Annotated in this window: 16 protein-coding genes; 11 read left to right on the forward strand and 5 right to left on the reverse strand. The window is 62.0% G+C overall.

Annotated features, from left to right (window positions below; translation table 11 throughout):
- The 5 genes from E4633_RS04620 (at window position 1) to E4633_RS04640 (ending at window position 11,294) form a co-directional block, all read left to right on the forward strand.
- Window positions 1–2,451, forward strand: a complete 2,451-nt coding sequence (locus E4633_RS04620; protein ID WP_135869073.1) for a DUF3536 domain-containing protein — start codon at window positions 1–3, stop codon at window positions 2,449–2,451.
- A 12-nt stretch (window positions 2,452–2,463) separates the two neighbouring features.
- Complete coding sequence (locus E4633_RS04625) at window positions 2,464–5,439, forward strand: malto-oligosyltrehalose synthase (RefSeq protein ID WP_135869074.1); 2,976 nt, start codon at window positions 2,464–2,466, stop codon at window positions 5,437–5,439.
- A gap of 8 nt (window positions 5,440–5,447) precedes the next feature.
- Window positions 5,448–7,427, forward strand: coding sequence for an alpha-1,4-glucan--maltose-1-phosphate maltosyltransferase (locus E4633_RS04630; RefSeq protein ID WP_135869075.1), 1,980 nt, complete (start codon window positions 5,448–5,450; stop codon window positions 7,425–7,427).
- A gap of 9 nt (window positions 7,428–7,436) precedes the next feature.
- Window positions 7,437–10,766 carry a maltose alpha-D-glucosyltransferase gene (gene treS, locus E4633_RS04635; protein ID WP_135869076.1) on the forward strand — a complete coding sequence of 1,110 codons (3,330 nt, stop codon included), beginning with the start codon at window positions 7,437–7,439 and terminating at the stop codon, window positions 10,764–10,766.
- Window positions 10,767–10,832: 66 nt separating this feature from the next.
- Window positions 10,833–11,294, forward strand: coding sequence for a CHRD domain-containing protein (locus E4633_RS04640; RefSeq protein WP_246037906.1), 462 nt, complete (start codon window positions 10,833–10,835; stop codon window positions 11,292–11,294).
- A 151-nt stretch (window positions 11,295–11,445) separates the two neighbouring features.
- Here E4633_RS04640 and E4633_RS04645 read toward each other — a convergent pair whose 3' ends face one another.
- From E4633_RS04645 to ku, 5 genes are all read right to left on the reverse strand, one after another.
- Window positions 11,446–12,408 (reverse strand): YihY/virulence factor BrkB family protein, encoded by a 963-nt coding sequence (locus E4633_RS04645; RefSeq protein WP_135869077.1) that lies wholly within the window; start codon window positions 12,406–12,408, stop codon window positions 11,446–11,448.
- A gap of 45 nt (window positions 12,409–12,453) precedes the next feature.
- Window positions 12,454–13,314, reverse strand: coding sequence for an SDR family oxidoreductase (locus E4633_RS04650; RefSeq protein ID WP_135869078.1), 861 nt, complete (start codon window positions 13,312–13,314; stop codon window positions 12,454–12,456).
- 34 nt (window positions 13,315–13,348) lie between these two features.
- Window positions 13,349–14,566: a zinc-dependent alcohol dehydrogenase gene (locus E4633_RS04655; RefSeq protein ID WP_135869079.1), complete on the reverse strand. Its 1,218-nt coding sequence runs from the start codon at window positions 14,564–14,566 to the stop codon at window positions 13,349–13,351.
- Window positions 14,567–14,601: 35 nt separating this feature from the next.
- A complete protein-coding gene (locus E4633_RS04660) occupies window positions 14,602–15,330 on the reverse strand; it encodes an SRPBCC family protein (RefSeq protein ID WP_135869080.1) in 729 nt (242 codons plus the stop codon).
- 317 nt (window positions 15,331–15,647) lie between these two features.
- Window positions 15,648–16,424 carry a non-homologous end joining protein Ku gene (ku, locus tag E4633_RS04665; RefSeq protein WP_135869081.1) on the reverse strand — a complete coding sequence of 259 codons (777 nt, stop codon included), beginning with the start codon at window positions 16,422–16,424 and terminating at the stop codon, window positions 15,648–15,650.
- A gap of 280 nt (window positions 16,425–16,704) precedes the next feature.
- Here ku and E4633_RS04670 point away from each other — a divergent pair, with 280 nt between their 5' ends.
- The 6 genes from E4633_RS04670 (at window position 16,705) to E4633_RS04695 (ending at window position 20,703) form a co-directional block, all read left to right on the forward strand.
- Window positions 16,705–18,324 (forward strand): DUF748 domain-containing protein, encoded by a 1,620-nt coding sequence (locus tag E4633_RS04670; RefSeq protein WP_135869082.1) that lies wholly within the window; start codon window positions 16,705–16,707, stop codon window positions 18,322–18,324.
- 43 nt (window positions 18,325–18,367) lie between these two features.
- Window positions 18,368–18,520: a DUF3309 family protein gene (locus tag E4633_RS04675; protein WP_135869083.1), complete on the forward strand. Its 153-nt coding sequence runs from the start codon at window positions 18,368–18,370 to the stop codon at window positions 18,518–18,520.
- 36 nt (window positions 18,521–18,556) lie between these two features.
- Complete coding sequence (locus tag E4633_RS04680; protein WP_129124983.1) at window positions 18,557–18,742, forward strand: DUF6496 domain-containing protein; 186 nt, start codon at window positions 18,557–18,559, stop codon at window positions 18,740–18,742.
- Between the two features lie 39 nt (window positions 18,743–18,781).
- Window positions 18,782–19,345, forward strand: a complete 564-nt coding sequence (locus E4633_RS04685; RefSeq protein ID WP_135869084.1) for a quinol:electron acceptor oxidoreductase subunit ActD — start codon at window positions 18,782–18,784, stop codon at window positions 19,343–19,345.
- A 63-nt stretch (window positions 19,346–19,408) separates the two neighbouring features.
- Entirely contained in the window at window positions 19,409–19,921 is a 513-nt protein-coding gene (locus E4633_RS04690) for a hemerythrin domain-containing protein (protein WP_135869085.1), read from the forward strand.
- Between the two features lie 404 nt (window positions 19,922–20,325).
- Window positions 20,326–20,703, forward strand: coding sequence for a response regulator (locus tag E4633_RS04695; RefSeq protein WP_135869086.1), 378 nt, complete (start codon window positions 20,326–20,328; stop codon window positions 20,701–20,703).
- The last annotated feature ends 1 nt before the right edge of the window (window position 20,704 follow it).

Raw genomic sequence — 20,704 nt, forward strand, 5'->3', positions numbered from 1 at the left:
ATGGCGCAGGAGAACGATACCCAGCGTTACGTGTGCATCCACGGTCACTTCTACCAGCCTCCCAGGGAGAACCCGTGGCTCGAGGCTGTGGAGATACAAGATTCCGCTTCCCCATATCATGACTGGAACGAGCGCATCACCGCCGAGTGTTACGCGTCGAACTCGGCCTCCCGCGTTCTGGACGGCGACAGCCGCGTCATGGACATCTCTAGCAACTACGCGAAGATAAGCTTCAACTTCGGCCCCACCGTCCTCTCCTGGATGGAGCAGGCGGCACCGAGAATTTACCAGGCGATCCTCGACGCGGACAAGCAGAGCATGGAGTGGCGCTCCGGTCACGGCTCCGCCATCGCCCAGGTCTACAACCACATGATCATGCCGCTTGCCAACGCGCGGGACAAGCGGACCGAGATCGTCTGGGGCATCGCCGACTTCGAGAAGCGCTTCCAGCGCTTCCCGGAAGGTATGTGGCTCGCCGAGACCGCGGTGGACCTCGAGACGCTCGACATCCTCGCCGAGCAGGGGATCAAGTACACCATCCTCGCACCGCACCAGGCCGCGGCCTACCGCGCCATTGGCGAGGAGGAGTGGCTCGAGGCGGAGATCGACCCGACCCGCTGCTACCTTTGCAACCTCCCCTCCGGCCGCTCCATCAACCTCTTCTTCTACGACGGCCCCATCTCCCGCGCCGTAGCCTTCGAAAAACTTCTCGAGAGCGGGGAGGCGCTCGCCGGCAGGCTGGTCGGCGGTTTCAACGACGAGCGCGGCTGGTCCCAGCTCATGCACATCGCGACGGACGGGGAAACCTACGGTCATCACCAGAAGTTCGGCGACATGGCGCTTGCCGCCTGCCTGAACCATATCGAGAGCAATAACCTGGCGCGGCTCACCAACTACGGTGAATACCTGGAGCTTTGCCCCCCGGACACCGAGGTGAGAATCCACGAGCGCACCTCCTGGAGCTGCGCGCACGGGGTGGAACGCTGGAATAGCGATTGCGGTTGCTCCGGCGGCATGCCGGGGTGGAACCAGCAGTGGCGTCAGCCGCTACGCGCCTCTCTCGACTGGCTGCGCGACCGCCTCGCCAAGGGGTTTGAGCAGAAAGGGCGCGAACTCTTCAAGAACCCATGGCGGGTGCGCGACGCGTACGTCGAGGTGATCCTGAATCGCGGCATGGAGGTGGCGGAGCAGTTCCTTTCCCGACACGCCTTACGCGAACTCACGGCGGAGGAGAAGATCCGGGCCCTTAAGCTTCTGGAGATGCAGCGGCACGCCATGCTCATGTACACGAGCTGCGGCTGGTTCTTCGACGAGCTCTCGGGGCTTGAGACCGTGCAGGTGATCGACTACGCGAGCCGGGCGTTGCAGCTTTCCGAGGGGGTGGTCGATGGGCCGGTGGAGAAGGGGTTTCTGGAGCGGCTCAAGGAGGCGAAGAGCAACATACCGGACTACCAGGACGGACTCTGGATCTACCGCAACTTCGTGCTCCCGATACGGCTCGACCTGATGAAGGTAGGTGCTCACTACGCGTTCAGCTCCCTCTACGAGGATTACGAGGAGCATTCCCAGATCTACTGCTACGCCATCGCGAGGGAGGAATACCACAAGGCCGCCACTCCCGACGCGGTGATCGCCATGGGGCGCATTCACGTCGCGAGCGAGATCACCGAGGAGAAGAGCTGTCTCACCTTCTGCGTCGTGCGTATCGGGAGTCATGACTTCAAGGGGGGCGTGATGGAGGTCTGCGACCAGGGGGGATACACCGCCATGCGCGAGGAGATGAGCGCCGCCTTCGACAAGGGGCTGTACTCGGACCTGGTGCTCCTCATGGACAAGCACTTCGGCACGCACAGCTTCTCCCTTCTAAACCTCTTCAGCGATGAGCAGCGCAAGATCATCGGTCAGATCATCAACCAGAACCTCGAGGAGAGTATCGCAAGCTACCAGGAGATGTACGAACGTGTCCGCCCCTTGATGGAGTTCGTGAAGGAGACCCGCGTGCCGGTGCCGCATGTCTTCATGGCCGTGGCCCAGCCAGCGCTGAACGAGGCGCTCAAGCACGCCATGAGCGAGGAGGACGTCGACGAGGAGGCGGTGCGGCGCATCGTAGGCCAGATCAGGACCTGGGGAGTGGGGATCGAGGAGCCAGAGACCGAATACTACATGCGGCGTCATCTGGAGAAGCTCTCCGCCCAGTTGGTTCAGGACCCGACCGACGTTAAGGTGATCGGGAGGATGCAAAAGTACATGGATCTTCTGAACGAGATCCCGATCAACATGGTGCTGTGGCAGATGCAGAACGACTATTACACGCTGGCGAAGACCGTTTATCCCGAGTTCCTCGAGCGCTCCGGCCAGGGCGAGGAGGGGGCAACCCAGTGGCTCGAAGCCTTCCAAAGGCTGGGGGACACCTTGCGCTTCAACACAGGAGCGGTGCTGCCGCAAGGATAGACGGGGGAGAGCATGGACCAGCACTTGCCGCAGGCCCGCATACCGAGCGCCACCTACCGGCTGCAATTCAACGCCGGGTTCACCTTCGCCGACGCTGAAAGGATCGTCGGCTACCTGCACGACTTGGGCGTCAGCGACGTGTACGCCTCCTCCTACGTAGCCGCGAAGGAGGGGAGCGTACACGGCTACGACGTAGTGAACCAGACCATCTTCAATAAGGAGCTCGGCGACGAGCAAAGCCACCAGGCCTTCGTCGACGAGCTCTCCCGCCATGACATGGGGCACATCCTCGACTTCGTCCCGAATCACATGTGCATCGAAAGCGGCGACAACGTCTGGTGGATGGACGTACTCGAGAACGGGATGAGCTCCCTCTACGCCCACTTCTTCGACATCGACTGGGAGCCGGTGAAAAAGGAGCTGACCGGGAAGGTGCTGCTGCCTCTTCTGGGTGACCAGTATGGCAGGGTGTTGGAAGGGGGAGGGCTGCAGCTCATCTTCCGTGACGGTGCCTTCTTCGTCCAGTGCAACGCACTGCAGATCCCGGTGGAGCCGCGCAGTTACCTGTTGATCCTGCAGCATCGGCTGGATGCCCTGAAGGAGAAGCTCCCCCCGGAGGCCGGGCCGCTCCAGGAACTACTGAGCATCGAGACCGCCCTGCAGCACCTCCCCCTTCATACCGAGCGGGACTCGGAGAAGATGAACGAGCGGCACCGCGAGAAGGAGATCATCAAGAAGCGCCTCGCTCAGCTCTGCTTCGACTCCGCCGAAGTGGCTGAATTTGTATCGGAAAATGTGATGATCTTCAACGGGACCAAAGGCGACGCCAATTCCTTTGATCTGCTGGACCGGCTGCTGCGGGACCAGGTGTACCGCCTCTCCTACTGGCGTGTTGCCACCGAGGAGATCAACTACCGGCGCTTTTTCGACATCAATGCCCTCGCCGCGATCCGTATGGAGGACCAGACCGTCTACGACCTGACCCATACCCTGCTGTTCCGGCTGATCCGGGAGGGGAAGGTGACCGGGGTTAGGATCGATCACGTGGACGGGCTTTACGACCCGGTCACCTACTTGCAGCACCTGCAGAAAAGCGCCTGGATGAATCTGAGGGAAAGAAGCGAGGGAGCCCCACCCGAGGAGGGCGCCGAAGCAATCCGTGAGGAGTGGGCGCGGCAGTACGACGAGGTGCTGGAGAGGGATCCGGGCTGCAAGCCTTTTTACACCGTGGTGGAAAAGATCCTCATGAAGGGAGAGCTCCTCCCCGAGCAGTGGCCGGTCTGCGGCACCACCGGCTACGAGTTCCTGAACAGCGTGAACGGCATCTTCGTGGCGAGCGATGTCGCGAAGCAGTTCGACCGTATCTACGACCGCTTCGTGAAGCGCGGGTCCGATTTCACCGAGATCGTCTACGAGAAGAAGAAGCTGGTGATGCAGGTCTCCCTCTCCGGCGAGGTGAACATGCTGGCGCACCAGTTGAACAACATCGCCGAGGAGGACCGTCTCACCCGCGATTTCACCCTGAACAGCCTGGCCCGCGCCATCAGCGAGGTGATTGCCTGCTTCCCGGTGTACCGCACCTACGCCAACTCCGCCTCGGTGCGCGACCGCGACGTGCAGTACATCGACGCGGCGGTCTCCAAGGCGAAGCGCCGCAACCCCGCCATTAGCGGCTCGGTCTTCGATTTCCTGCGCGACGTGCTCCTTTTGAGATCCCCCGAGCGCGCAAGCGAGGAGAGCCGCCGCGACTGGCTCTATTTCGCCATGCGCTTCCAGCAGATCACCGGCCCGGTGATGGCCAAAGGGCTCGAGGATACTGCCTTCTACGTCTACCACCGGCTGATTTCCCTGAACGATGTCGGCGGCATGCCGGGGCGCTTCGGCACCACGCTCGAGGCCTTCCACGGGCAGAACCTCGAGCGGTACAAGAACTTCCCCCACGCCATGATCGCGACGGCGACGCACGATTCCAAGCGGGGCGAGGACGTGCGCACGAGGATCGACGCGCTTTCCGAGATCCCGGCGTTGTGGCAGAAGCAGGTGGCGCGCTGGAGCCGGCTCAACAAACGGCGCGGTTCCCTGATCGAGAACGCCAGGGTCCCGGAGCTCAACGAGGAGTACCTCCTGTACCAGACCCTGATCGGAGCCTGGCCGGTCGGCGATGTGGACGATGCCGGATACGAGGCGTTTAGGGGGCGCATCCGGGAGTACATGATCAAGGCGCTCCGGGAGGCGAAGGTGAACACGAGTTGGGTGAGCCCGAATGGGCCTTACGAGGAGGCGGTGGTCGGTTTCGTGGACGCCATCCTCGCGCGGGCCCCCGACAACGAGTTCCTGCGCGAGTTCCTGCCGCTGCAAAGGCGGCTCTCCCGCTGCGGATTCTTCAGCTCGCTCTCCCAGACCCTCCTGAAGATGACCTCCCCCGGCATTCCCGACTTCTACCAGGGGACCGAGCTGATCGAGTTCACCCTGGTCGACCCGGACAACCGGCGCCAGGTGGACTACGGCAGGAGGATCGACGCGCTCGCGGAACTCAAGCGGCGCGAGCAGGAGGAGGGTGCGCCCCGGCTCTTAAGCGAGCTGCTGGAACGGGAGGACGAGAGGGCGAAGCTCTTTCTCATCTACCGGGTGCTCAACTATCGCCGGGAGCATAAGGACGTCTTCGACGGCGGCGAGTATCTGCCGCTGGAGGCGAAAGGGGCGCGGGCCCGGCATCTGTGCGCCTTCGCACGCAAAGCGGGAGGGCGGATGGTGATCGTCGCGGCGGCGCGGCTCGTGGCGACCCTGATGCCGGAGGATGGGGGCAGTCCGCTTGGTGAGGCCGTCTGGCAGGACACGATGCTGCTTCTCCCCGAAGGGGTAGGGGGGCGGTTCCGTAACGTGGTGAACGACGCGGTGATCGACGTCGTCTCCCTCGACGGTCAAAGCGTCCTCCCCCTTGCCGCGCTCTTCGGCGAGGTGAGTGTGGCGCTGCTGGAATCCGAGTGAGGTGATCTATGGAAGGCAGGGCGCGGATAGCTATCGAGGCGGTGCACCCCCAGATCGACTGCGGCAGGTTCGCGGTGCAGCGCGTGGTCGGCGACGAGATGGTGGTGCGGGCGGACGTCTTCAGCGACGGTCACGACGAGGTGGTGGCCGTACTTCTTTACCGCCGCATGGGAGAGGAGCGCTGGCTGGAAACGCCGATGCAGCGCCTGGACAATGACCGCTGGCAGGGCTCCTTCCTACTCGGTACGCCCGGCTTTTACCAATACACCATCATGGGGTGGGTGGACCACTTCCGCACCTGGCAGCGGGACCTGCAGAAGCGTTTCGAGGCGGGACAGGACGTGGCGGTCGATCTGCAGATCGGTGGGAAGATCCTGGAGCAGGCGGTTGCGGAGGCGGGGGAGGAGGACGCGGCCCGGCTGCGCGAGGCGGTGGCGGCGCTCTCTGCCGAGCGGAACCAGGAGGGGGCGGTGGCCTTAGGGCTCGACACGCGGCTCTCCGACCTGGTCAGCACCTGCTGCGCGCGGGGGCTCGCCACGCGCTACCAGAAGGAACTGGTGGTCCGGGTGGATCGCCAGAAGGCGCTTTTCAGCTCATGGTACGAACTCTTCCCACGCTCTTTAGGCGAAGAAGGGCGCCACGGCACCCTCCGCGACTGCATCGGGCTTCTCCCCGACGTAGCGGAGCTAGGCTTCGACGTTCTCTACCTTCCTCCCATCCATCCCATCGGATCCAGCAAGCGCAAGGGGAAGGCCAACGCGGTCGAGGCGGGACCGGACGACCCGGGAAGCCCCTGGGCCATCGGCTCCGAGGCGGGTGGGCACAAGGCGGTGCACCCGGAACTCGGGACCATCGAGGACTTCGGCGACCTGGTGCGGGAGGCCGAAAAACACGGCATCGAGATCGCAATGGATCTCGCCTTCCAGTGCTCGCCGGACCACCCCTACCTGAAGGAGCACCCGGAGTGGTTCAAGTGGCGTCCCGACGGCACGGTGCAGTACGCCGAGAACCCCCCGAAGAAGTACCAGGACATCGTGCCGATCAACTTCGAGACGCCGCAGTGGGAGGAGCTTTGGGAGGAGCTGAAGGGGGTCGTATTCTTCTGGATGGACCAGGGGGTGCGCATCTTCCGGGTCGACAACCCGCACACGAAACCCTTCCCAATGTGGGAGTGGCTCATCGGCAAGGCGAAGGAGAAGTCGCACGACGTCATCTTCCTGGCCGAGGCGTTCACGAGACCCAAGATCATGGCGCGGCTCGCGAAACTGGGCTTCAGCCAGTCCTACAGCTACTTCTCCTGGCGCAACAGCAAGCGGGAGATCACCGATTACCTGATGGAGCTGACTCGCGGCGACACGAGCGAGTTCATGCGTCCGAACTTCTGGCCCAACACACCGGACATCCTCACCGAATTCCTGCAGTACGGCGGGCGCCCCGCCTTCATGATCAGGCTGGTCCTGGCCGGCACCCTTTCCTCCAGCTACGGTATCTACGGGCCGGTGTATGAACTGTGCGTCGGCATGCCGGAAAAGCAGGGCTCGGAGGAATACCTCGACGCCGAAAAGTACGAGATCCGGCAGTGGGACAGGAAGGCCCCGGGGAACATCCGGGAGCTCATCATCACGCTGAACCGGATCCGTCGCGAGTACAGCGCGCTGCAGAGGACCAACAACGTCACCTTCCTTGAATCGGACGACGACAGCGTTCTTTTCTACGTAAAGGTGGCGAAACAGCGGAAGAGCTCGCTCCTGGTGGCGGTGAACCTCGATCCCTTCCGGGCGCGTACCGCGAAGCTGCGCGTGCCGCTCGATCTGTTCGGCTTAGCCCCCGGGCAGTCCTACCTGCTGCACGACCTGGTCAGCGGCGAGCGCTCCATCTGGGAGGGGGGAATGACCACGGTCCGGCTCGACCCGCAGGTGAACCCGGCCTGCATCTACCGCATCAGCACCTGGCAAAAGCGCGAGTCGGACTTCGATTATTATTTCTAGGAGGAAGCCATGCCGTTTCGCAACGAGAAGAATCCGCTCTGGTTCAAGGATGCCGTGATCTACGAGGTGCACATCCGGAGCTTTTGCGACAGTAACGGCGACGGCATCGGGGACTTCCGAGGGCTTTTGCAGAAACTCCCCTACTTGCGCGACCTGGGGGTCACCGCGGTCTGGGTGCTCCCCTTCTACCCCTCGCCGCTGAAGGACGACGGCTACGACATCGCCGACTACCGCACCGTCCACCCAGACTACGGCACGCTGCGCGACTTCCAGGACTTTCTGAAGGGGGCGCACGCCCTCGGCATGAGGGTCATCACGGAACTCGTCTTGAACCACACCTCGGACCAGCACCCCTGGTTCCAGAAGTCGCGCCGAGCGAAGCCCGGCTCCACCTGGCGCGATTTCTACGTCTGGAGCGACACACCGGACAAGTACCTGGACGCCCGTATCATCTTCAAGGACTTCGAGGTCTCCAACTGGACCCGCGACCCGATCGCCAAGAGCTACTACTGGCACCGCTTCTACTCGCATCAGCCCGATCTCAACTACGACAACCCTCGCGTGCACGAGGCGATGTTCAAGGTGATCGACTTCTGGCTCGGCATGGGGGTGGACGGCCTGAGGCTCGACGCGGTCCCCTACCTGTACGAGCGGGAGGGAACCAACTGCGAGAACCTCCCGGAGACCTACGAGTTCCTGAGGAAGCTGCGCGCCTACATCGACGCCAGGTATCCCGACCGGATGCTTCTCGCCGAGGCGAACCAGTGGCCCGAGGACGCCGCCTCCTATTTCGGCGGGGGCGCCGCCTGCCACATGGCGTTCCATTTCCCGCTCATGCCCCGCATGTTCATGGCGCTGCAGATGGAGGATTCCTTCCCGATCGTGAACATCATGCAGCAGACCCCCGCCATCCCTCCGCACTGCCAGTGGGCCATGTTTCTTAGAAACCACGATGAGCTCACCCTGGAGATGGTGACCGACGAGGAGCGGGACTACATGTACCGCATCTACGCCCGCGACCCGCGCGCCCGCATCAACCTCGGCATCCGGCGCCGGCTCGCGCCGCTCATGGGGGATGACAGGCGCAAGATCGAGCTCATGAACGTGCTGCTCTTCACCATGCCGGGGACCCCCATCGTCTACTACGGCGATGAGATAGGCATGGGGGACAACTACTATCTCGGCGACCGCAACGGCGTGCGAACCCCGATGCAATGGAGCCCGGACCGAAACGCCGGCTTCTCGCCCGCGAACCCCCAGAAGCTTTACCTTCCCGCCATCATCGACCCGGAGTACCACTACGAGGCGCGCAACGTCGAGAACCAGGCGAAGAACCCGTCCTCCCTTCTTTGGTGGATGAAGCGGATGATCGACCTCAGAAAGCGCTTCAAGGCGTTCGGCTGGGGGAGCCTCGAGTTCGTGCCGCTGGACAATCCGAAGGTGCTCGCCATGCTGCGCCAGTACGAGGACCAGACCATCCTGGTGCTGATCAACCTCTCTCGCGCCACCCAGTTCGTGCAGGTGAACCAGCCCCGTTTCGTCGGTTTCTACCCGGAGGAGATGTTCAGCCGTAACCGCTTCCCCGCCATCAAGGACTCCCCTTACGGGATCATCATGGGTGCGTACGACTACCATCTGCTCCTTTTGACCGACGGGCGCGAGAAGATCAAGCCGCGCGAGGAGGGGGTGCTGGAGGAGGTCGCGGTGCCGGGAAGCTGGGAGAACGTGCTGAAAGTCGCCTGGCTGCGCCAACTGGAGCAGTCTGTCCTCCCGGACTACCTCAAAAAAGCGCGCTGGTTCCAGGGGAAGAGCCGCATCATGGTCCGCTTCTCCGTCGTCGACCAACTCCCCGTTCCGATCGATGGCTCCTCGGTGATCCTCGCCTTCCTGGAGGTCACCTACAGCGAGGGGATCCCCGAGGTGTACCTGCTACCGCTGCACTACGTCCCGATGGACGGAGGCGGGGAAACGCTTCTGGGCGCATCCCCGGAGGCGGTGATCTGCCAGCTCAAGGTCGGCGACCGACCGGGGCTCCTCTACGACGGTCTCTACAACTCGCACCTGCGCTGGGTGCTCTTCGAGCTCATCTGGCGCAGGAAATCGCTGAAAGGGGATGGCGGACGCCTGTCGGGCCAGCCCGCCATCTCGATTTCGCCGCTCATGGAAGGGAAGGCGCCCCCCTTCCCGTCGCAAGTGGGTAAGACGGAGCAGAGCAACAGTTCCGTTCTTTTCGGCAACAACTTCTTCTTTAAGCTGTACCGGCGCATGGAGGAGGGGGCCCATCCTGAACTCGAGATCGGAAGGTTCCTCGACCGGGTCCGTTTCCCGCATGTCGCGCCGTTAGGGGGAACCTTGGAGTACCGGCGCAACAGCGGCGAGTCCTTCGCCCTCGGGCTCCTGCAGGGGTTCGTGCCGAACCAGGGGGACGCCTGGACCTTCACGCTCGGCGAAGTGGGGCAGTTCGTGGACCGCGTACTTGCTTACCGCGAGGAGGCGAAGAAGTCGGGTTTCGAGCCCCATCCGGGCAACGAGTCAAGCGGCTATACGCCGGCCCTTCTGGAGCTGATCCAGGGGGTTTATCCCGACATGGTGGCCTTGATCGGCAAGCGGACCGCCGAGTTCCACATCGCGATCTCCTCGCGCAGCGACGATCCCGATTTCGCACCGGAGCCGTTCGCGCTCCTGTACCAGCGTTCCGTCTACCAGTCCATGCGCACCCGCTGCAGGAAGGTCTTCGAGCTTTTGCGCAGGAACCTGGCCGCCATCCCGCAGCATACGGCGAGCGACGCGGAGGGGCTTCTCAGCATGGAGAACGACCTATACGCCGTCTTCCAGAAGTTCCTGGTGCGCAAGTTCGGCGCCATGAAAACACGCATTCACGGCGACTATCACCTGGGGCAGCTCCTCTACACCGGCGACAACTTCCTCATCATCGACCTGGAAGGTGAGCCGATAAAGTCGCTGAGCGAACGGAGGATCAAGCAGTCTCCGCTGCGTGACGTGGCCGGGATGATGCGCTCCTTCCACTACGCGGCGCACGCCGTCATCATGCAGCGGACTCAGGTGCGCGACGAGGACATCGCCTACCTTATCCCCTGGGTTCATGCCTGGTACCGCTACAACGCGAAGGTCTTCCTCGATGCCTACCGGGAATGGGTGGCCGGGGCCAATTTCATGCCCACGGAGACGGACGAGATCGAGATCATACTGCAGGCGTTCATGCTGGACAAGGCGATCTATGAGCTTGGGTACGAGCTCAATAACCGCCCGGACTGGGTCTCGATCCCGCTCTCGGGCATTTTGCAACTGCTCGCGCAGGAAACGGGCGTGACGAGATGACCGGCAATCGTGTGCACCACGGAAACAACAGGACCGGAGCACAAAACTGGTAAAAAGGGGAGCGACATGAAAAGACTACTGCTTTCACTTGCTTGCATGCTGACCCTTGCGCAGGTCCCACCGGCCGGCGCGGAACAGAAGATCTTTCGGGCGACGCTTTCCGGGAAGCAGGAGGTCCCGAGCGTGAAGACCCCGGCCCGGGGGGACTTGAAGATGATCTACAAAGATGGCGAGATGAGCTATGAGCTTAACGTGAGCAGGATCACGAGTCCCACCGCGGCGCACATCCACCGCGGCAAACCGGGCCAAAACGGGTCGCCTCTGGTCGGTCTGTTCGGCGGCCCGACCAAGATGGGGGCCTTCAAGGGGATACTGGACGAGGGACTCATCACCAACGAGAGCCTTCTTGGGGAACTGGAGGGGAAAACCGTGGAGGACCTGGTCCGGATCATCGAGGCGGGTGAGGCGTATGTCGACGTGCCTACGGAGACCTACCCGCTGGGCGAGATCCGCGGCCAGATCAAGTAGAAGTGCTGCATCCCTTCCTCTTCATCAAACCGTTTCCCCCTCCCAACCTCCCCCCTCCGGGGGGGAGGAGTAGACCCTTTCATCCGAGGCGTCACGTTTCACGCTGAATCCGGATTCCGTACGAACTCGCTTCGTTCACTTCATGCTCCTGCTACGACCTTGCCGCCTCTTCCTTAGCCTTTTGCTGCGACTCCGCCTTGGAATGCGTGCCGCGTTCGGCGGCGTGCTCCCCTTCCACCTTTTCACCCGGCTCCTTCCCCTCCTCCGAACTGTGCTCGATCACGGCGTTTATTACCGCCCCGATGAGGATGATCAGTCCACTCAGGTAAAGCCAGAGCAGGAGCACGATGACCGCGCCTATGGAGCCGTAGGTCTTGTCGTAGGAACCGAAGTTGTTGATGTAGAACGAGAAAGCGATTGACATGGCGAGCCAGCAGGGGATGGCGACGACGGCGCCGGGGCTGATCCACTTCCATGTGTGCTCCACGTCGGGGGTGAAGTAGTAGATGACGGCCAGGGCAAGCATCAACAGGAACAGGGTCACCGGGACCAGGCCGATGCCCCACGCGACCTTGAAGGGGGTCCCCATTCCGGTAAATCCAGCAATGAACTCACCTATCTTGAAGCCGAACATGAGTAGCGTCATCGAGCTCAGGAAGATCAGGGAGAGCCCTATCACGAGAGCGATGGCGATCAGGCGGACCTTCCAGAAAGGACGTCCCTCCTTCACGTCGTATAGGTTGTTCATGGCGTCCATCACCGAGACGATGGCGTTGGAAGAAGCCCAGAGCGCTAGGAGGATACCGATTGACAGCAGCCCCTGCTTCTTGCTCATGAACAGGGATCGGATGTTGTCTTCCAGCAGCGAGAACGCCTGCCCTGGGAGGAGCTTGGCCGCATATGAGAGGGCGTATTCCATGAGGTTCGGGATGGGGAGGTAGCCGATCAGGGTGGTCAGAAAGAGCAGGAAGGGAAACGACGCGAAGAGGAAGTAGTAGGCCATGGCCGCCGCATGTTCGGGGCAGTCCTCATCGCTGAACTTGCGGAAGACCCGTTTCGCCAGGTCCTTGTAGCTGGTGTCCCCGAGCTTGAAGTAGGCGCGCATAGAGAACATTGTCGCACTCCTTGTGGTAGCGGCGCGGTGCGCCGGATTCTCCCCTTACCCGCCGACAATGGTGCCGCCGTTTGGGTGCAGCACCTGGCCGGTCATGTAGGATCCTCCCTCGGAGGCGAGGAAGACGTAGCTGTGCGCCACTTCAACCGGCTGACCGGCACGTTTTAGCGGCACCTCGGTGCCGAACTTCTCGGTCTTCTCCTCGGGGAAGGTCCCTGGGATGAGTGGGGTCCAGATCGGGCCGGGAGCGACCGCGTTCACCAGGATTCCCCTCTCGGCGAGCGAGAGGGCGAGGGAGCGGGTGAAGGCGACGATAGCCCCCTTCGTGGAGGAGTAGTCGAGCAGCATCGGGCTCCCCTTAAAGGCGGTCACCGAGGTGGTGTTGATGATGCGGGCTCCCTCCTGCAGGTGTTTCAGGGCCGCTTTGGTAAGGAAGAAATAGGAGAAGATGTTGGTGCGGAAGGTGCGCTCGAGCTGTTCCTCCGAGATTTGCTCCAGCTCCTCGCGGTAGTGCTGCTCGGCCGCGTTGTTGACGACGATGTCGAGCCTGCCGAATGCCGCCACGGTCTTCCCCACGATGTCGGCGCAAAACGCTTCCTGCCCAACGTCGCCGCGGAAGGCGAGACAGCGCACCCCCTCGCGTTCCACTATGTCGCGAGTCTCCTTCGCATCCTGGTCCTCCTCGAGATAGGCGAAAGCGACACTCGCCCCCTCGCGGGCGAAGGCGATGGCGACGGCGCGGCCGATGCCGCTGTCGCCGCCGGTGATCAGGGCGACCTTCCCCTTCAGCTTCTCGGCTCCCCTGTATTCGAACTCGCCGCTTTTCGGCTTCGGCGTCATCTCTGCTTCGATCCCAGGCTGCTCCTGGCGCTGGCGCGGGAATGGTTTTTCCTCCTGCGGGGTCATCGGTCACCTCCTGTTAGTTGGACGGCTACCTTTTTCATGCACCTTCGCCTTGCGGCGCCTGCTCCGTAGCCGTTGCGCCTGCGTGCGGGTCGAGGACGATCTTGATGCAGGCGTCCTGTTTGTTCATGAACATCTTGTATCCCGTTGGGGCCTCCTGCAGCGGGAGCCGGTGCGTGATGATCGACGACGGGTTCAACTGCTGCTCCGCGACCAGCTTCACCAAGTGCGGCAGGTATTTGTGCACGTGTGCCTGCCCGCAGCGCAGGGTGAGTCCCTTGGCGAAGAGCGCGCCCATCGGGAATTTGTCAATGAAGCCGGCGTACACGCCGACGATGGAGAGGGTGCCGCCCTTGCGGCAGGCCTTCGCGAGCTGGCGCAGCGCCGAGGCCCGGTCCGTCTCCAGTCTGAGGGCCTGTTTCACAGAGTCGTAGACCCCCTCGAAGCTGGTTCCCACCGCCTCCAGGCCGACGGCGTCGATGCAGGAGTCGGGGCCGCGCCCGCCGGTCATGTTCTGCAGCGCCTCGGCGACGTCTACATCCTCGTAGTTGAGGACCTCCGCCTGGCACTGGGCACGCGCCGCCTGCAGCCGGTCCGGAAAACGGTCGATGCCTATCACGCGCTCCGCGCCCAGGTGCCGCGCCGACATCATCGCCATGAGGCCGACCGGGCCGCATCCCCAGACGGCGACGGTGTCGCCGGGGTTGATGTTGCAGTAGTCGGCGGCCTGGTAGCCGGTCGGGAGGATGTCGGTCAGGAGCACCACGTGCTCGTAGGGGACGCCGCTCGGGATCCTCTCGAGCCCCACGTCGGCGAACGGGACGCGCACGTACTCGGCCTGTCCACCCGCGAACCCGCCGTAGAGGTGGGAGTAGCCGAAGATGCCGCCGCCGGTGTCGCCGTACATATGCTCGAGCATCCAGGCGTTCGGGTTACTGTTGTCGCAAAGGGCCCACAGCTCGTGCTTGCAATACCAGCAGGCGCCGCATGAGATGGGAAACGGGACGATGACGCGGTCGCCGACATGGAAGCGGGTGACGCCGCTCCCCACCTCGACGATCTCCCCGACGAACTCGTGGCCGAGGATGTCCCCCTTCTGCATGGTTGGAACGTAGCCGTTATAAAGGTGCAGGTCGGAGCCGCAGATGCAGGTGAGCGCCACCTTCACGATCGCGTCGTTTTTGCTCAAGATCTGCGGGTCGGCGACCTCGTCCACCCGCACGTCGTGCCTGCCGTGCCAGCAAACTGCCCTCATATCTCCTCCTTTCCCCGCAAGCCGGGGAGCCGTGTTTAGTCGGCGGTGCGCTGCGCCGTGGTTTCCTCGCCCACCTCGAGGATCTGCTTGAGCCGCTTCAGGTCCTCTTCCAACTGCTGGGCGTTGACGCCGTGTGCGATCCTGGCTGCGGCCTTCCCTGCGGCGCCGCCGGGAGGATAGTAGTCGATGGTGACCCTCACCTCGGTGCCGCGGTTGCCCGGCGCCTCCTTGAACTCGACGCTCCCCTTGTTGGGGATGTCCGCCTCGCCCACCGAGTGCCAGCTGATCTGCTGTCCCGGGGTGTCCTCCATCATCTCGGCATCCCATTCCGCGCTGATCCCACCGGGGCCCATCGCCTTCCAGTGCGAGGTGCGCGGGCCGGTGACCTCCACCGACTCCAGGTGTTTCATGAAGCGGGGCAGGTTTTCGAGGTTGCGCCAGAATTCGTAGACCTCGTTCGGCGGCAGGCCGATGGTCACCGCCTTCTCTATCCTGAGCCCGCCCGGTTGCGTGTGCATCGTGTCCACCCCCATCGCGTCGTACAGCCCGCAGTAGCCGGTCTGTCCCCGGTAGAGGAACATCCCCCCTGCTGCGATCATGGCGAGACCGGAGGCGTAGTTTCTCCGGCTAAGATTCCTGAGCCCAGAAAGGGCCAGTGCCGCACCTCCGGCCAGGGACGCTTTCCGCTCCGCGGGACCGACGTTCATCTTCCGCGGCCTTTGCCACGGTCTGGATTCGCTGCGCTCACTTTCGCTTTGTTCCATGCTGATTCCTCCTTGGAAGCTGCTGGGTTTGTTTCTTATTAAGGTAGGGCCCAAAAAAACAATTAGAGAAAGCTAACAGGTCGGGGCGGGTTTGCAACAGGGCAGGGGGGATTTGGGGGCAGGCTGATGGGAGTAATTGGAAGAATGGGGGTGATGGGACTCATGGGACTCATGTGAGGCTTTGTGAGGCTTTGTGAGGCTTTGTGAGGCTTTGTGAGGCGAGGGGGGCGGTTGCTTGGGCTGCGTGGCCCCCTCCCCCGGAGGGGGAGGGGCGGGGAAAGGGGAAGGGGGAAGGGGCTGGAGCTTCCGGCCGCTGGCTACGCGGCTTCCTTGCGCTTTTGCTTCAGGCTTTCCTTCAAAAGCGCCATCATGTCCGCCACCTTGGGCGGGGGCGGTACCTTCGCCGCGACCGGTTGCCGTCCCTGAGCCTTTTCCTCGATCATCCGCTTCAGGTCATCGATATACTGATCCTTGTATTTCCCCGGGTCGAACTTCGCCGTCAACTGGTCGATCAGGGTGAGCGCAAGCGCCACTTCCTGCTCCTTCACGTGCTCGTCGCCGGGAAGCTTCAACTCAGCGGCGTCGCGCACCTCCGCTGCGTACCTTATCTGGTTCAGCACCAGCAGATTCCCGAGCGGGCGCACGATGCCCAGACTGCCGCGGTTTCTCAACACGTAATAGGCAACGCCCACTTTGCCGGAACGCTTCAGCGCCTCGCGTAAAAGCGCGTACGCCTTCGGCCCGCTCTTGTCGGGCTCCAGATAATAGGGCTTCTCGAAGTATCGCGTGTCGATCTCCTTCTCCTCGATGAAGTCGACGATGTCGATGAGATGAGTCTTCTCAAGGCTCGCGTTCTCGAAGTCCTTGTCGGTGAGCACGATGTACTCGCCGTCGCTGTACTCATACCCCTTCACGATCTCCTCGTAAGGGACTTCCTTGTTGTCGAACTTGCAGACCCGCAGGTACTTGATCGGGCAGAGGTCGCTCTTCCGCAGCATGTCCAGGTCGAGCGAGTTACTCTGCGACCCGCTGTAAAGCTTGACCGGGATGTTGACCAGCCCGAAACTGATGGAACCTGACCACATCGCTCTCATATCCACCTCCTCTAGGCACCGAAACCGGGCGCCGTTCTTGCCGGTTCAGCGCACCCCGGCACAGCACGAATTCTACCATGTCTGAGCCTGCTCGCCCCATTCCCAAGCAACGCAGCGTGTTATGGCTCCGCCCGACATCAAAGCGCAGGGGGGAGCGGGCCCCCCTGGTCGCCTTGCGCGAAACAGCTTCCGGCGATTGACAAAACAACGCCGGTGCATACATTTATTAGCGTGTTTTCATCATGCGAGGCGCGCGCAGCGGTAACTTGCGGAGATCATTATGGTTGAAGACAAAGAGTCGCGGGGGCGAACCCGCGGGGGTGCCGTGCCGAAGGTGCTGCTCTGGGTGGTCGGGGTGCTGATCGCCCTGGTCCTCCTCGTGTTCATCGCCAGTTTTTTCATCGACGAACCGCTAAGGCGCACCACGGAAAAAAGGATGAACCAGAGCCTCAAGGGGTATTCGGTTCGTCTCCCAAAGCTGCACTTCAGTCTCATAGGTCTCTCCATCACGCTTAAAGGTCTCACCATATCCCAGCAGGCGCACCCACAGCCTCCGGTGGCCGAGTTCCCGTATCTGCGAGCCAGTGTGCAGTGGCGCGAGATCCTCTCCGGAAAGCTCGTCGGAGACATGAGGCTCGATGCGCCGAAGATCCACGTCAACCTGAACCAGCTCCGTACCGAGGCGGCCAGCAAGGTCCCCATGAAGCAGAAGGGGTGGCAGCAGGCCTTCGAGGCGATCTATCCGTTGAAGATCAACCTCTTGAAGATCACCAACGCCGGCATCACATATATCGACGCGGACGACAAGCGTCCTCTCAAGCTGACCAACCTGTCGCTGGAGGCGGACAACATCCGCAACATCCACCTCCCGGACAAGGTCTACCCATCCAATTTCCACCTGGAGACGGACATCTTCGGCAGCGGTCACGGCACCGTGGACGGCCGGGCGAACTTCCTTGCCGAGCCGACCCCGGCGGTGAAGGCGGCCATCGAGCTCGCCAAGGTTCCGCTCGGCTATTTCGCGCCGATGCTCGCCCGCACGAACATGAAGATCGAAGGTGGGGTGCTGAGTGCGGACGGTAACGTGGAATACGGGCGCAAGGTCCAGACGGCGCGGCTCAAAAAGCTCACCATCCATGGGGTGCGCCTCGATTACATCCATGCACCGGAGACGGCGCGGGCAGAGAAAAGGCGCGCGGAGAAGGTCAAGAAGGCGGCCAAGGAGGTGAGCAACAAGCCGAACCTGATCCTCACCGTGGAGCACTTCAGCCTGACCGATGCGAACATCGGCTTTCTGAACGATTACGGCGGCAAAAAGGTCCGGCTCTTTCTTTCCGATGCCAACCTCTACCTGGACAACTTCTCGAACCAGTTCTCAAAGGGACCAGCCCGGGCTAAGCTTTCCGGCCGTTTCATGGGGAGCGGCGTTACCGAGGCGACCGCCGCCTTCCGCCCGGAGGACAAGGGGCCCGACCTCGACCTCTACGTAAAGATCACCGGGACGCAGCTCGTGTCGCTGAACGACCTGCTCCGCACCTACGGCGATTTCGACGTAACCGCTGGAACCTTCTCCCTGGTGACCGAGCTCCACCTGAAGAACAACCGTGTCAACGGCTATATCAAGCCGTTTTTTAAGGACATGAAGGTCTACGACCGGCGCCAGGACAAGAACAAGGGGTTCTTCCATCAGGTCTACGAGATGCTGGTGGGAGGGATCGCCAAGCTCCTGGAAAACAAGCAGCGCGACCAGGTCGCGACGAAGGCCGATATCTCAGGCCCGCTGCAAAGTCCGAAAACCAATACCTGGCAGGTCGTCGTGGAACTGGTGCGGAACGCGTTCTTCAAGGCGATACTCCCCACCTTCGAGAAGGAGGTGACGGCACTGGGGAGAAAGCGCTGACTTCCGGCGGCGGCAAAACAACCAGACGCAAAAGGAGGACGCTATGAGGTTGATACTGCTGATCATCCTGATCCTGTTGTTGCTCGGTTCGCTCCCCACTTGGCCGTACAGTTCCGCGTGGGGCTACTATCCCAGTGGCGGGCTGGGGCTCATCCTGTTGATCCTGCTGATCCTGATGCTGATGGGTCGAATCTAGCGGCAGGATCAGGTGAGGAAAAGGGAGGCATCGGCCATGGCCAAGTACGGAAAAAAGGCGCAGGAAACGGTGCACGAGGTTATGGACAAGTTCAAGAAAGGGGAATTAAAGAGCGGTGGCAGCGGCAAGAAGGTGACCGACCGCAAGCAGGCCGTTGCCATCGGTCTTTCGGAGGCGCGCGAGAAGGGAGCCAAGGTGCCCGAGCCTCCGAAGAAGAAGTAGTGGGCACCGCAAACCTGTAGAAAGGAAAAGGAGGCTGTCATGGCAAAGAACACCGCAGTTTTCGGGATCTACCGCAGCCGCGAGAGCGTCGAGCACGCCGTCGACTCTCTGCGTGCCGCGGACTTTCGCAACACGGACATCTCGGTGCTGTTCTCCGAGAACGTAGGCACCAAGGACTTCGCCCACGAAAAGCACACCAAGGTGCCTGAAGGCTCAGCTACCGGCGCCGGGACCGGTGCGGTGATCGGCGGCGCCCTCGGCTGGCTCTCGGGTATCGGTGCCCTCGCCATCCCCGGTGTGGGCCCGTTCATCGCGGCAGGCCCCATCGTGGCCGCCCTGGCGGGGCTCGGTGCGGGCGGGGTGATCGGCGGGATCGCCGGCGCCCTGGTAGGCATGGGGATTCCCGAGTACGAGGCGAAGCGTTATGAAGGGAGGGTGAAGGAAGGAGGTATCCTCCTATCGGTTCACTGCGATAACGCGGACTGGAAAAAGCGCGCCATGGAGATCCTGAGGGAGACCGGAGCGCAGGACATCGGGTCCGAAGGTGAGGCGAAGGCGGATTTTGCTTCCTCCGACAAACCTAAACCGAGGGGAATGGCGTAAGCTCGACCGTGGAGGCGGCGCAAGCCGCCTCCACCTGCCGATAACGGCGCAGGAGGAGACGAGATGCCAACGGGCCAGAATACGAGCGAGTCGCACGGCAAAGCGGAGATGACCATCTTCGACGTGCTGAAACAGGATCACGAAAAGGCGCGTTATCTCTTCGATAAGGCGCAGAAGGCGGGGAAAAAAGAGATCGCCTCGCTGCAGAAGCTCTTCGCCCAGATAGAGGAAGAGCTGGAACTGCACATGGAGGGGGAAGAGCGCTTCTTCTACAGTGCCCTCGAGCAGGACGAAGAGATGCGCGACCACGTCCTGCAGTCCTACGAAGAGCACCAGGTTGCCAAGACCATGCTCGGCACCTTTAAGTCGCTGGCGGTGGATGACGAGCGCTGGGTGGCGAAGCTCAAAGTGCTTGGTGAGATCGTCGAGCACCACATGCAGGAAGAAGAGCGCGAAATCTTCAAGATGGCAAGAAAGGCTCTGGGCAAGGAGCAGCAGCACGAGATCGCCATGTCGTTCCAGAAGAGCAAGCGGGAAGGGCACCGGCCTTCGCGGGGGGCACCCGTGGAAGGTTAGCGGTATGACGGTACGCGGGGAAAAGGCGCCGCACCGGCGTGATTGGCCGGGCGGCGCATTTTTTGTCTTACAGCTTGAAAAAAGAATGCTTGTGTGTAGCTTAATGTATGTTATAAAATAATTTGCAGCTCACAGGGGCGGCGGTACAATGTCATAGCGATACTCACAACTTCCGTTACTGGCCGTTTCCCTATAAATAACAGCGACATTTCAATGGTATGAGTAAAATCACGAGGCAGCCTCGGTGCCTGTGTCATCGCTATGAGGACCACGCCAGGTCCAGCTCGGGTGGATATCAATTCATGCAAGGTTTGAATGTGCTTAATAATTACTGCCAAATTTTAAACCGAGAATCCCAGTATGCCGGTCTGACCGGCCCCCGGAACGCAGTTTGTGGAGGCGCTATGCAAGACGCTGAGATTTTGTTGGTCGAAGATAACAGCAATTGCGAAGAACTCGCCTTGCGGGCCTTGAGAAAGGCGGGCTACAGCAATGTTGCGGTCGCGCGCGACGGTGCGGAAGCTTTGGGGATGCTCTTGGGCGGGGAGGTCGGCGGTGGGCACCACCCCCATTTCGTGCTTCTGGACATGAAACTGCCAAAGATAGACGGTGTGGGGGTGCTGCAGAAGCTGCGCAGTAACGAGCGCACCAGGAAGCTGAAGGTCTTCGCCCTCTCTTCGTCCGAGGACCCGGAGGACCTGGAGCAATGCCGCAACCTGGGCGTGGTGGCGGTGCTGCCCAAACCGCTCGATGCCGAACAGCTCAAGCGCTGGCTGCACTGAC

The organism is Geomonas terrae (genome assembly GCF_004791675.1).
GTDB classification, from domain to species: domain Bacteria; phylum Desulfobacterota; class Desulfuromonadia; order Geobacterales; family Geobacteraceae; genus Geomonas; species Geomonas edaphica.